The organism is Rodentibacter sp. JRC1, from assembly GCF_020521555.1.
Taxonomy (GTDB): domain Bacteria; phylum Pseudomonadota; class Gammaproteobacteria; order Enterobacterales; family Pasteurellaceae; genus Rodentibacter; species Rodentibacter abscessus.
Map to the genome: position 1 here is coordinate 761,957 of NZ_BPWA01000001.1, position 12,066 is coordinate 774,022.

Genomic DNA, 12,066 nt, shown 5'->3' on the forward strand with positions numbered 1-12,066 from the left:
TTATAAGCTTTCAGTGAAAGTACGGGTAATTACATCACGTTGTTGTTCCGGAGTTAATGAGTTGAAACGCACCGCATAACCTGAAACACGAATAGTTAATTGCGGGTATTTATCCGGATTATTTACCGCGTCTTCTAAAGTCTCACGGCGTAATACGTTTACATTTAAGTGTTGACCGCCTTCAACTTTCACAGTTGGTGCAACATTTACCGGTAATTCACGGTATTCGATTTGACCTAATTCACTCACTGCAACCACTTGGTCTTCAGCAAATTCACCTTTCGCACATAAGCAACGTGCTTCATTAGTGTCGCTATCTAATAACCAGAATGAGTTAAGTAAGTTGTCATTCGCTGCTTGAGTAATTTGAATACCTTTAATCATAATAGCCTCCTAATTGGCATAAGTATAATCATAAAAACTGTGCAAATTTTATCAAAAAATTTTAAGACTTCAAATTATTTTGATGAAAAACAAATTAGTTTTTAACAACTATTTTTGCAACTTTGATCCAGATTAAATTATTTACAGAAAATAATCACGATTAAAGCTTAAAATTAACAATATAAAAACAAAACATTAACAATTAATACCATTCAATAACTGCTGATTTCGTTTATAATGCCTTCACTATACTTTAATAGGATCTCGTTATGAAAACATGGACTGATGTGATTGGAAAAGAAAAAACGCAACCTTATTTTCAACATACCTTGCAACAAGTTCATCTTGCACGCCAAAGTGGAAAAACCATTTACCCGCCCCAAAAAGACGTATTTAATGCTTTTAAATATACCGCATTTGAAGATGTAAAAGTCGTCATTCTAGGGCAAGATCCTTATCATGGTCCTAACCAAGCGCATGGTCTTGCTTTTTCCGTCAAACCGGAAGTGGCTATTCCACCTTCTTTACTCAATATGTATAAAGAATTAAGCCAAGATATTCCAGAATTTCAAATCCCCGAGCATGGCTATTTGGTGAAATGGGCAGAGCAAGGCGTATTGCTGCTAAATACGGTTTTAACCGTTGAACGCGGTTTTGCCCATTCCCACGCCAATTTAGGCTGGGAAACCTTTACGGATCGTGTGATTTCCGCTTTGAATGAACATCGTGAAAACTTGGTATTTCTACTCTGGGGTAGCCATGCCCAGAAAAAAGGACAAATGATTGATCGAAATCGTCATCTGGTTCTTACCGCCCCTCACCCTTCCCCGCTCTCCGCACACCGTGGTTTTTTCGGTTGCCGTCATTTTTCTAAAACCAATCAATATTTACAACAAAACGGCTACACAGAAATTGACTGGCAAATTTAGGAAAGGGAATAGCGCAAATGTACAAACAAAAAGTGCGGTCAAAAATCGCAGGATTATGGGGTATTATGTATCAGTCTCCCAAAGAGAATTTTATGTCCAATATTTATTTGGGTAGGGTGCGTTGAGCTTTGTGTAACGCACCATTTCATCATTAAACCGTCTATTGGTACGTTACGGCTTTGCCTAACGACACCCTACGCTTCACTTTGTGCTTGTTTCTGTACTTTTTCTATTTTCTTTTGTTCACGGCGTTTTTGGAAAAATGCACTTAGTTTTCGGCTGCATTCTTCTGCAAGTACACCGGATGTAATTTCCAATGTGTGGTTCATTTTATAATCGTCAAAAAAATGAAAACGTGATCCAACCGCACCGGTTTTATAATCGGAAGCACCGAATACAAGGCGTTGAATGCGGCTGTGCAAAATCGCCCCGGCGCACATAGTGCAAGGTTCGAGAGTTACATAAAGTGTAGTGTTGAGTAGCCGATAATTTTGAATGTGTTGTGCGCCATTGCGTAATGCCACAATTTCAGCATGTGCGGTTGGGTCACTATGAGTGATAGATAAATTCCAGCCCTCACCGAGAATATTGCCTTCATCATCAACCAAAACCGCGCCCACAGGAATTTCGCCCAAAGCTTCCGCTTTATCGGCAAGTGCAAGGGCGTGGCGCATAAATTTCTCGTCTAAATTTGACCGCACTTTTGCCGACCTTAAACGGAGAAAGGATATTTAATCGGATCGTGAGATTGATAACCGACTACGTTGAAATCGTCCATTGTCACCCAAGTTTCTAAATCTTCCAAGGTTTTAATATCCGGATTAATTTCAAGTGTTGGCAATGGAAACGGCTCACGTTTTAATTGCACATCGCGCATTAATTCAAGTTGATCTTCGTAAATATGCGCATTGATAATTTTGTGAAAGGCTTTGCCGGCTTTGTTTCCGGTAATTTGTGCCATTAACGCCAAAAACGTAAAAACTTGGATTTGATTGAAATTCAAGCCTAACGGCACATCGCATGAACGTTGATAACTGGTGAGATAAAGCGTCTCACCCACAAGAGAAAACGTATGGGTGTGCATACAAGGTCTCAAACAACCCAGATCGATTTCGCCCGGATTAAAAAACGTCATTATTTCACCGCGATCATCAATCCCCTTAGTAAGGTTATTAACGATTTTACGTAGTTGATCCACGCTTTCGCCGTTCGGCTTACGCCAAGCACGTCCCTGCACGCCGTACACCCGCCCCATATCATCGATGCCTTTACGGTGCGGATTAGCAAGCCAAGCGGCATTTTCGTTTGCATTCGCATCCCAAGTTTTTGTCCCTAATTTGCGAAAATCCGCCGCATTATCATAACCGCGAATATAGCCTAAAAATTCTGCAATCGCAGCTTTCCAATAGCTTTTACGGGTTGTAATAAGTGGAAATTGATTATTTGCTACATCATATTCTAAATCCGCATTAATGACGGTTAAACAACGTTTACCGGTGCGTTCATTCGCAATCCACTCACCTTCATCAACAATGCGACGGCAAAGATCAAGATATTGTTTCATAAAAAACTCCTTAAGATTTTATAGTGAATTAAATTAAAATGGATACAAAGTCGCAATCCGAAGACAGTGCAAGTAGCACGGCGAGGCGTAGCAATGCTCGTCAACATTTTTAAATTTAATTCACTATTCAACCGCACTTTTACGTGAATAAGCCCATCGCATAATCAATATACCGCCGATGATCATTGGTAAGCATAACGCCTGCCCACGGGTCATAATGCCTAAGAAGGATTCCACTTCCGGCTCACGCACATATTCCACCATAAAGCGGAACACACCGTAACCGACTAAAAATAAACCGGCAACCGAACCCATCGGACGAGGCTTTTTAATGAAAAGGTTAAGCATTACAAACAGCACTACGCCTTCTAAAAAAGCTTCATAAAGTTGTGAGGGATGGCGTGGTAGTAATTGAGAATCCGTTGGGAAAATCATCGCCCAAGGCACATCGGTTTCTCTGCCCCAAAGTTCAAGATTGATGAAATTGCCGATGCGCCCTAAACCTAAACCAAAGGGAATCAGTGGTGCCATAAAATCAGCGGTTTGCCAAAAATGACGTTTTTGTGAATAAGAGGTCCATATCATCGCTACAATCACACCGAGCAATCCGCCATGAAACGACATTCCGCCTTCCCACACGCGAAATAAATAGAGGGGATCTTGCAAGAAATGTTGAAAATTATAAAAAAAGACATCGCCAATGCGACCGCCTAAAAATACCCCCATAAAACTATTAAAAAGCAACGTGTCCACTTGTTCAACCGTCCACCCACTGTTTGGACGGCGTGCCCGGCGCACTGCCAACCAACGGGCAAACACGAAACCGAGCAAATACATTAAGCCGTACCACCGCAAACCGATATTACTATCACCGATGGTAAAAATGGTTGGATCAAAATGGGGAAGTATTAAATATTGATTCATAATTTTCCTTATTTCAGAAATCTATTAGTCGCAATCAGCGTAAATAATGCGAGATTTTTTTAAGTTGGCACAGTTCGGACATTGTCATTGTACTTAATTGAGATGTAAAAAATAACAGAACAAAGTCAGCATTACCGCCCTCTTTTTTTTCGATACTTTAATGGTTTTGAATGTGTTGACTTAGAGGAAGATAAAAATTTTGATTCGCACTCCGATTGAGGTTCTGACGCTCTTTCCTTCTCATTAGAGAATAGAAAATAAGCAAACTCTTTCATTGCACGGCGATACACTTCTTTTTTAAAAGACACCACTTGGCGCACCGGATACCAAAAGCTTACCCAACGCCAACCGTCAAACTCCGGCGATTTTGTTGTTTTCATATTGATGTTTTTTTCATCTGAAACCAACTGTAATAAAAACCATCGTTGCTTTTGTCCAATGCACATCGGCTTGCTGTCATATCGCAATAAACGTTTTGGTAACTTATAACGTAGCCAATGCTTTGATACATATAAAACACGCACATCTTTCGGCTGCAAGCCCACTTCTTCATATAATTCGCGGTACATTGCTTGCTCGGCATTTTCGTTATCATTAATACCGCCTTGCGGGAACTGCCAAGAATTTTGCCCGCAGCGTTTCGCCCAAAGTACCTGTCCCTTGCGATTACAGATTACAATACCTACATTCGGACGGTAGCCATCAAAATCGATCACGCGCGTTATACCTTAAATTTTTTACATAAAAATAATCTGCGGATTGTTTCATAAATTAGCCTTTTTATCAACCGAAGGGCGAAAACTGCGGTGCTTATTGAAAGGATTTTTAGATTGTGGATAACCTTGTGATTAACCCAAGCATTTCTACAATGAAATTGTGTAAAAGATCAAAAAGATCCTTTTTCTTCCTTGCTTCATTTCATTTGTTGGTTTTTTGTAAAAAAGATCCTTTTAAAAAACAGACCGCACTTTCTTTAAACAAAGTGCGGTTGAAAAAACTTCTATTTTTTCAAAGAAAGAATAAGTTCTGAGGGATCTCATCGATCTTACAAGTTATTCAATGTTTCTGTGGATAAAATTGTGACTGAGAAAATCAATATGCGGGTATAACTTTTTCAAACAACAAAGATAAACTTTTAAAAACAAATTTCTTCTTTATAATTCAATCAGTTAAAGTAAATCACTTAAAAATTTATCGGTGTGAATAACGACACAAAATTTACTGTTTGCTTTTTATACAACAAAATCAATACTGTTTAAATAACGCTCCCAATCAAAATATTGCCCGGGATCGATCTTACGTCCCGGCGAAATATCCGCATGCCCGACAATACGATCTCGGGTAATCTTCGGATAAGCATTCATAATCTGTATTGTAAGCTGTTGTAATGCTTGATATTGTGCTTCTGTAAAAGGCTGTTCATTGCTTCCCTCAAGTTCAATACCAATGGAAAAATCATTACATTTTTCCCGCCCTTGAAAACTTGATAATCCGGCGTGCCACGCCCGATCATTAAAATTCACATATTGAGTAATCACACCGTTGCGATCAATTAAACAATGTGCCGACACACGAATTCGGTAGATTTCTTCAAAGTAAGGGTGAATGCTTGGATCTAATTTTCCTTGGAAGAAATCATCAATATAGCCACCGCCAAATTGCTCCGGCGGCAAACTAATGTAATGAATAACCAATAAAGAAATATCTTGAGGAGCAGGGCGTTCGTCAAAATGAGGAGAAGAAATATGACGACGATTTTTCAACAATCCTTGCTCAATATCATTCTGTTTTTTCATTATTTCTCCTTATTTTTGCGATCCGGATCGTAAAAAAAGCGCGGTTGATTTTACAAGTGTTTTTTCTCTTTCCACAATGATACAAATTTAAAAATTTAACAAAAAGGGAAAATCAATGAAACTCACCTCTCAACGCACATTGAAAAAAGGATTTACACTAATCGAATTAATGATCGTGATAGCCATCATCGCGATTCTCGCGACAATTGCAATTCCCTCTTATCAGAATTATACAAAAAAGGCGGCGATGTCTGAATTGTTACAAGCCGCAACCCCTTTTAAATCCGACGTGGAACTCTGCGTTTATAGCACAGGAGCAACCGCAAATTGCAGCGGCGGTTCAAACGGTATCGCTGCCGATATTACCTCACCAAAAGGCTATGTGAAAGGTATTAGTACTAACGCCGGCGTTATTACTGTTGTCGGCAACGGCGCTTTAGACGGTGTCCAATATACATTAACCGCCACCGGTGATCATTCTAGAGGAATAAGCTGGTCTACAACCTGTAACGGTGATACCTCCTTATTTCCGGCAGGATTCTGTACAAAATGATAGATTGCGCGACATATCAAGCCACAGCACAAAACGGCGAGATCTTTATGATCTCGCCGGAATTATGGGAACGCAATCAGCAGCAGCAATCTCTTTTCTTGCGTTACTTCGCCCTCCCTCTAAAAGAAGAAAAAAATCGTTTATGGCTTGCCGTTGATTCCTTTTCTAACCTTTCCGCTTGTGAAACCATTGCTTTTATCAGTGGAAAATTGGTTGAACCCGTCTTATTAGACAGCCCGCAACTCAAAGCCCTTTTGCAGCAGCTTGCACCGCAAGCAATGCAAGTAGAAGAACAAGTCAGTTTTTATCATCAAGAACAGGAACAAGAAAAAAATGATGATGAACCTGTTATTCAACTCCTGAACCAAATTTTTGAATCGGCAATGCAAAAAAATGTCTCCGACATTCATTTAGAAACATTACAACATTATTTTCAAGTACGATTTAGAATTGATGGCGTTTTACAACCCCAGCCCCCAATTAGTAAAAACTTGGCGAATCGGCTCATTTCACGTTTAAAACTTCTTGCCAAACTCGACATTAGTGAAACACGTTTACCACAAGACGGACGTTTTCAATTTAAGACAACCTTTTCCGATGTACTTGATTTTCGTCTCTCCACATTACCTACTCATTGGGGAGAAAAAATCGTACTTCGTGCGCAACAAAATAAACCGGTGGAACTGAGTTTTGCCGAATTGGGAATGACGGAATTTCAACAACGCACCTTTCAACACGCCCTAAGCCAGCCACAGGGGTTGATTTTGGTAACCGGCCCAACGGGGAGTGGAAAAAGTATTTCGCTTTATACCGCACTTCAATGGTTAAATTCTCCCGATAAACATATTATGACCGCAGAAGATCCCATTGAAATTGAACTGGACGGCATTATTCAAAGCCAAATCAACCCGCAAATCGGGCTGGATTTTAGTCGTTTATTACGTGCTTTTTTACGACAAGATCCCGACATTATTATGCTCGGTGAAATTCGCGATGAAGAAAGTGCAAGTATGGCATTACGCGCCGCACAAACCGGACATTTAGTGCTTTCGACATTGCATACCAACGATGCGATTTCCGCCATTTCACGGCTTCAACAACTAGGCATTAAACAGCACGAAATCGAAAGCAGTTTACTTTTAATCATTGCTCAACGCTTGTTACGTAAACGCTGTCAAAAGTGCGGTCAATTTAACGAAAGTTCTTGCGATTGCCATCAAGGTTATCGAGGGCGCATTGGCGTTTATCAATTCTTACATTGGCAGCAAAACGGCTATCAAACAGACTTTGCCGATCTTCGCCAAAGCGGATTAGAAAAAGTGAAACAGGGGATCTCTGATGAAGCGGAACTTCATCGTGTTTTAGGTGGAGAATAATATGGCAAAAAAATGCTTTCATTACCAAGCACAAAACGCCTTAAAACAAATACAAAAAGGCGTGATTATCGCCGATTCTCATCAACAAGCCCAATTCCAATTAATGAATCGGGGACTTACCAATATCAAACTGCAACAAAATTGGCAACTCAATACTAAGCCAAAAAATACCGAAATCAGTACGGTATTGAACCAACTTGCAACCTTGCTACAAGCCGCGATTCCACTCAAAAACAGTTTACAAATCTTACAACAAAACTGTACTCAGATTGCCCTAAACACTTGGCTTGAACAACTTTTGAGAAGCATTGAATCCGGCTATTCTTTTTCTCAAAGTATCGAGCAACAGGGAAAATATCTTACACAGCAAGAAATTCAGCTAATTCAAGTGGGTGAAATGACAGGTAAATTAGCCATTGTTTGTAACAAAATTGCGGCACATCGCTGCCAATCTTTAGCACTACAACGTAAATTACAGAAAATTATGCTTTATCCCTCAATGGTATTAGGTATTTCTCTCTTGCTCACTATTTCCTTACTAATTTTTATCGTGCCGCAATTTGCCGAAATGTATCAGAGCAACAATGCGGATTTGCCCGTATTAACGAATGTATTACTTGTGATGTCTAATTTTCTTAAAAATGATATAGGAAAGTTAGCCTTAACGCTCCTCATATTTTGGTTGCTTTATTATTTCAAACTGAAACATTCTCCCATGTTTCAACAACAAAAAACACGAATTATTAGGGCAACACCTATTTTCGGCAATATCCAACAACTTTCCCGTTTAGTGAATTTCAGCCAAAGTCTGTACATTATGTTGCAAGCGGGAATCCCTCTCAACCAAGCCTTAAATAGTTTTTTACCGCACACACAAAGTTGGCAAACGAAAAAAAGCATAGTGAGTGATCAAATTCTCGATACTGAAGTGCGGTCAATTTTACAATGGGTTTCACAGGGTTATTCATTTTCAGATAGCGTAAGCAGTAATCTATTCCCGATGGAAGCACAGCAAATGCTACAAATTGGTGAGAAAAGCGGAAAACTTGCTTTAATGTTGCAACATATTGCAGAAAACTATCAAGAAAAGCTTAATCATCAAATTGATTTATTATCACAAATGCTGGAACCACTAATGATGGTCGTTATCGGAAGCCTAATCGGTATCATTATGATGGGTATGTATTTACCGATTTTTAATATGGGATCGGTGGTGCAATGATCCTATTTGCTTCCTTTTGGTTAGGTGGGATTTTCGGTGTAGCCTTATGGCTTTACATTTCGGGCTTTATCACAAGATTACAAAACGATATTTACAATAATTACATCGAACTATTTCCTCAAAATCTTCCCTCATTTCAACCGCACTTTGCGGAAGTTCAACAAAAAAAGAGCGGTCATATTTTAGGCTATTTTCTTATCACAGGATTAATACTCACCCTAATAACCGCAATAACCGAAAATCCTCTTTTCGCTTTATGGCTTGGTTGCACCATTATTCTATTGTGGGCGATTGCCTACCTTGATTGGCAGTATCAACTCATTTCCCCCACTCCTTGTTTATGGTTACTTGCTCTTGGTTTATTCGGTGCAACACAATCTTTATCTCCTTTAACCCTAATACAAAGTCTACAAAGTGCGGTCATTTTTTTCGTTGTTTTTTATGGCATTTATCAACTTGCCAAATGGTACTACCAAAAAGAAGCCTTCGGACGAGGGGATTATTGGTTAGCTCTTGGTATCGGCAGTTACTTACCGACAGAGCATCTTCCTCTATTTCTTTTGATTGCCTGCGCATTAGGTATTTTATTTGCAATTCTTTTCAAAAGAAAAGAGCGTTTTTTACCCTTCGCACCTTTTTTGTGTGTCTCGATTCTTGTAGTATTTACAATCAATTTAACAATGCTTTATAAGAAATGATGACCTATATCGTAGGGCTTACCGGCGGAATCGGAAGCGGAAAAACAACCATCGCAAATTTATTTATGGAACTTGGCGTACCTTGCGTTGATGCGGACATTATCGCACGAGATATCGTCAAAAAGGGCTCGCCATTGCTTACAAAAATTGTTGAATACTTTGGTAAAGATGTTTTATTAGAAAACGGAGAACTCAACCGCCCGGCGTTACGCAGGCTTGTTTTTGCCAATGAAACCGAAAAAAACCGGCTCAATCATTTATTACACCCGGCAATTCGTGAAGAAATGATAGCTCAACTTTCCGCCCAAACCGCTCCTTATACGTTATTTGCCGTTCCACTTTTAATTGAGAATAAATTAACCGCACTTTGTAACCGAGTGCTGGTGATTGATGTAACTCCGCAAACCCAACTTGCCCGCGCAATGAAACGAGACAACAACAGCCTTGAACAAATTCAACGAATTATGGATGCACAAGTAAGTAGAACCGAACGTTTAAAATGGGCGGATGACGTAATTGATAACGACAAAGATCTGGCTGAAAATCTACCTTACCTAAAGCAAAAAGTGCTAGAATTACATCGTTTTTATTTACAACAAGCGGAAGTAAAAAATGTCTGAAGAAATCATTGAAGTGCCTTGCCCGATATGTCAAAAATCCGTTCCTTGGACAAACGAAAGCCACTTTCGACCTTTTTGCAGCAAACGTTGCCAGCTCATTGATTTGGGCGAATGGGCAGCGGAAGAAAAAGCGATTCCGAGTGATACGGCTGATTTTGCAATGTCCCCTAATTTAAGCGATGAATGGAGTATTAAATGAACATTCAACACCGAGAACTTGACGGACGAGGCGAATTTTTTATTTTAAGCGAACAAGGCGAGAGACTCGCCGAACTCACTTACGTCTATGAAACAAATAACCGTATTAATGCCAATCACACCTTTGTTTCCAATCAACTCCGCGGACAAGGTATCGCCGATAAACTTTATCAGGCACTAATCACATTTATTACAGAAAAACACTTAGAATTGCGCCCGACCTGTAGTTATATAGAACGAAAATGGGAACGGGATAATCAAAAACACCGTACTATATAATATTGCACAGGGTTCAGACCAATTGACCGCACGGCAAAAGTGCGGTCAATTTTAACGGTATTATGTAGTAGTTACACAAATATTGTTTTTATGAATGTTTAAATCGCCCAGCCGCCGGCGTAAAATACCACCAATACGACTGCAATGATGATTGTCCCTATATTCAAACGTTTAAAATCACCACTGACGAGACGACCAATCACTAATGCGGCAAAACCCAACATAATACCGGTAACGATATTTGCGGTAAGTACGATAAATACCGCACAAATCAAACCGCTCATTGCGCCGACAAAATCATCGAAGTCTAGTTTGCTCACATTGCTTAACATTAATAAGCCCACATACATTAATGCCGGTGCGGTAGCATAACCGGGTACTAAGAAAGCTAAAGGTTGGAAGAAAAGCATTAACAGGAATAACACGCCGACCACAATGGCGGTGATACCTGTTTTTCCGCCTGCGGCTGTGCCGGCTGCAGATTCAATATAGACGGCCGCCGGTGCTGTGCCGAATAATCCTGAAAATAAGCTACTGACGGAATCTGATGTTAAGGCTTTACCGCCATTGATAATTTGCCCGTCTTTGTCTAACAGGTTTGCTTGCCCCGCTACGGCACGAATCGTACCTGTGGCATCAAATACGGCGGTCATCACCAAGGCAAATACCACAGGTAAAATTGCCGGCTGTAATGCGCCTTGTAAATCCAGCTGTAAGAAGAGGGAATTTTCACCGAAAGTCGGCATTTTAAAAACTTCCCCACTAAATTTTACGTTTGGATCAAAAACCAAACCAATAAGGGTAATTGCAATAATCACCCATAAAATTCCACCTTTTACTTGCATTTTTTCCAAGCCGACAATAAATGCCAAACCGATTAATGACATCATCACAGGAAAAGAAGTGAATTCACCGAGTTTTACCGGAAGACCGCTTTGATTGCTAATCACTAAACCGACACCACTGGCTGCAATTAAAAGTAAGAATAAACCGATACCGATCCCTGCTCCGTGCGCAATGCTGGAAGGCAGGTTACGCAAAATCCAAGCACGAATTCCCGTTGCTGAAATCAAGGTGAACACCAATCCCATTAGGAACACCGCCCCGAGCGCCACAGGAATGGATACGCCTTGTCCAATTACCAGACTAAACGCGGTAAAGGCAGTGAGCGAAATTGCACAACCGATCGCCATTGGTGCGTTAGCCCATAAACCGATTAAAATTGAGCCAAGCCCTGCCACTAAACAAGTTGCGATAAAAACGGATTCCGCCGGAAACCCTGCCGCACCAAGCATATTCGGCACAACAATTACCGAATACACCATCGCTAAGAAAGTAGTTAACCCGGCAATGATTTCTTGACGAACCGTTGAGCCACGTTTTTGTAGTTCAAAGGTTTTTTCTAAATTAGACATAAACGCCTCTAAAAATAAGCCAAAATAAAAAGATCCGGTATTTTACAAGAACCCTATAAGATGTAAAACGTTTGCGTAAACAAAAGTGCGGTTATTTTTTCACAATAA

15 protein-coding genes are annotated in these 12,066 nt (G+C 40.1%); 8 read left to right on the forward strand and 7 right to left on the reverse strand.

The features are described from left to right. Complete coding sequence (gene grcA, locus HEMROJRC1_RS03390; protein ID WP_077422719.1) at positions 1-384, reverse strand: autonomous glycyl radical cofactor GrcA; 384 nt, start codon at positions 382-384, stop codon at positions 1-3. A gap of 269 nt (positions 385-653) precedes the next feature. Here grcA and ung point away from each other — a divergent pair, with 269 nt between their 5' ends. Then, positions 654-1,313: a uracil-DNA glycosylase gene (gene ung, locus HEMROJRC1_RS03395; RefSeq protein WP_226691629.1), complete on the forward strand. Its 660-nt coding sequence runs from the start codon at positions 654-656 to the stop codon at positions 1,311-1,313. Positions 1,314-1,507: 194 nt separating this feature from the next. Here the strand turns inward: ung and tadA are convergent, their stop codons facing one another. The 5 genes from tadA to ampD form a co-directional block, all read right to left on the reverse strand. Then, the gene (gene tadA / locus HEMROJRC1_RS03400) at positions 1,508-2,014 is read right to left on the reverse strand and encodes a tRNA adenosine(34) deaminase TadA (protein ID WP_255618266.1); all 507 of its coding nucleotides are present in this window, start codon (positions 2,012-2,014) and stop codon (positions 1,508-1,510) included. An 11-nt stretch (positions 2,015-2,025) separates the two neighbouring features. After that, positions 2,026-2,877, reverse strand: coding sequence for a thymidylate synthase (locus HEMROJRC1_RS03405; RefSeq protein ID WP_226691630.1), 852 nt, complete (start codon positions 2,875-2,877; stop codon positions 2,026-2,028). Between the two features lie 123 nt (positions 2,878-3,000). Next, the gene (gene lgt / locus HEMROJRC1_RS03410; RefSeq protein ID WP_374707287.1) at positions 3,001-3,801 is read right to left on the reverse strand and encodes a prolipoprotein diacylglyceryl transferase; all 801 of its coding nucleotides are present in this window, start codon (positions 3,799-3,801) and stop codon (positions 3,001-3,003) included. Between the two features lie 131 nt (positions 3,802-3,932). Further along, a complete protein-coding gene (rppH, locus tag HEMROJRC1_RS03415; RefSeq protein WP_226691631.1) occupies positions 3,933-4,517 on the reverse strand; it encodes an RNA pyrophosphohydrolase in 585 nt (194 codons plus the stop codon). Between the two features lie 516 nt (positions 4,518-5,033). After that, positions 5,034-5,597: a 1,6-anhydro-N-acetylmuramyl-L-alanine amidase AmpD gene (gene ampD / locus HEMROJRC1_RS03420; RefSeq protein ID WP_226691632.1), complete on the reverse strand. Its 564-nt coding sequence runs from the start codon at positions 5,595-5,597 to the stop codon at positions 5,034-5,036. Positions 5,598-5,712: 115 nt separating this feature from the next. Between ampD and ppdD the strand changes: the two genes are divergently transcribed. The 7 genes from ppdD to HEMROJRC1_RS03455 are packed head-to-tail and all read left to right on the forward strand — an operon-like array spanning position 5,713 to position 10,543. Beyond that, positions 5,713-6,150: a prepilin peptidase-dependent pilin gene (gene ppdD, locus HEMROJRC1_RS03425; protein WP_226691633.1), complete on the forward strand. Its 438-nt coding sequence runs from the start codon at positions 5,713-5,715 to the stop codon at positions 6,148-6,150. Continuing rightward, complete coding sequence (locus HEMROJRC1_RS03430) at positions 6,147-7,526, forward strand: GspE/PulE family protein (protein ID WP_226691634.1); 1,380 nt, start codon at positions 6,147-6,149, stop codon at positions 7,524-7,526. The genes ppdD and HEMROJRC1_RS03430 overlap by 4 nt, the downstream gene beginning before the upstream one ends. Before the next feature lies 1 nt (position 7,527). Beyond that, positions 7,528-8,748, forward strand: coding sequence for a type II secretion system F family protein (locus HEMROJRC1_RS03435; RefSeq protein WP_226691635.1), 1,221 nt, complete (start codon positions 7,528-7,530; stop codon positions 8,746-8,748). After that, complete coding sequence (locus HEMROJRC1_RS03440; RefSeq protein WP_226691636.1) at positions 8,745-9,446, forward strand: A24 family peptidase; 702 nt, start codon at positions 8,745-8,747, stop codon at positions 9,444-9,446. Before HEMROJRC1_RS03435 ends, HEMROJRC1_RS03440 begins: the two co-directional genes overlap by 4 nt. Further along, positions 9,446-10,066, forward strand: coding sequence for a dephospho-CoA kinase (coaE, locus tag HEMROJRC1_RS03445; RefSeq protein ID WP_226692923.1), 621 nt, complete (start codon positions 9,446-9,448; stop codon positions 10,064-10,066). Before HEMROJRC1_RS03440 ends, coaE begins: the two co-directional genes overlap by 1 nt. Next, a complete protein-coding gene (yacG, locus tag HEMROJRC1_RS03450; RefSeq protein WP_226691637.1) occupies positions 10,059-10,265 on the forward strand; it encodes a DNA gyrase inhibitor YacG in 207 nt (68 codons plus the stop codon). Before coaE ends, yacG begins: the two co-directional genes overlap by 8 nt. Further along, complete coding sequence (locus HEMROJRC1_RS03455) at positions 10,262-10,543, forward strand: GNAT family N-acetyltransferase (RefSeq protein ID WP_226691638.1); 282 nt, start codon at positions 10,262-10,264, stop codon at positions 10,541-10,543. The genes yacG and HEMROJRC1_RS03455 overlap by 4 nt, the downstream gene beginning before the upstream one ends. 98 nt (positions 10,544-10,641) lie before the next feature. On the opposite strand, the gene HEMROJRC1_RS03460 is transcribed toward HEMROJRC1_RS03455, so the two are convergent. Then, positions 10,642-11,958 carry an NCS2 family permease gene (locus HEMROJRC1_RS03460; protein WP_226691639.1) on the reverse strand — a complete coding sequence of 439 codons (1,317 nt, stop codon included), beginning with the start codon at positions 11,956-11,958 and terminating at the stop codon, positions 10,642-10,644. Between the last annotated feature and the right edge of the window lie 108 nt (positions 11,959-12,066).

What these genes read in the sequence shown, in the direction of transcription:
- HEMROJRC1_RS03455 (WP_226691638.1), top strand. Translation starts at nt 10,262, where the DNA reads ATGAACATTCAACACCGAGAACTTGACGGACGAGGCGAATTTTTTATT.
- coaE (WP_226692923.1), top strand. Translation starts at nt 9,446, where the DNA reads ATGACCTATATCGTAGGGCTTACCGGCGGAATCGGAAGCGGAAAAACA.
- HEMROJRC1_RS03405 (WP_226691630.1), bottom strand. Translation starts at nt 2,877, where the DNA reads ATGAAACAATATCTTGATCTTTGCCGTCGCATTGTTGATGAAGGTGAG.
- HEMROJRC1_RS03460 (WP_226691639.1), bottom strand. Translation starts at nt 11,958, where the DNA reads ATGTCTAATTTAGAAAAAACCTTTGAACTACAAAAACGTGGCTCAACG.
- lgt (WP_374707287.1), bottom strand. Translation starts at nt 3,801, where the DNA reads ATGAATCAATATTTAATACTTCCCCATTTTGATCCAACCATTTTTACC.
- ung (WP_226691629.1), top strand. Translation starts at nt 654, where the DNA reads ATGAAAACATGGACTGATGTGATTGGAAAAGAAAAAACGCAACCTTAT.
- HEMROJRC1_RS03440 (WP_226691636.1), top strand. Translation starts at nt 8,745, where the DNA reads ATGATCCTATTTGCTTCCTTTTGGTTAGGTGGGATTTTCGGTGTAGCC.
- yacG (WP_226691637.1), top strand. Translation starts at nt 10,059, where the DNA reads ATGTCTGAAGAAATCATTGAAGTGCCTTGCCCGATATGTCAAAAATCC.
- HEMROJRC1_RS03435 (WP_226691635.1), top strand. Translation starts at nt 7,528, where the DNA reads ATGGCAAAAAAATGCTTTCATTACCAAGCACAAAACGCCTTAAAACAA.
- HEMROJRC1_RS03430 (WP_226691634.1), top strand. Translation starts at nt 6,147, where the DNA reads ATGATAGATTGCGCGACATATCAAGCCACAGCACAAAACGGCGAGATC.
- grcA (WP_077422719.1), bottom strand. Translation starts at nt 384, where the DNA reads ATGATTAAAGGTATTCAAATTACTCAAGCAGCGAATGACAACTTACTT.
- ppdD (WP_226691633.1), top strand. Translation starts at nt 5,713, where the DNA reads ATGAAACTCACCTCTCAACGCACATTGAAAAAAGGATTTACACTAATC.
- ampD (WP_226691632.1), bottom strand. Translation starts at nt 5,597, where the DNA reads ATGAAAAAACAGAATGATATTGAGCAAGGATTGTTGAAAAATCGTCGT.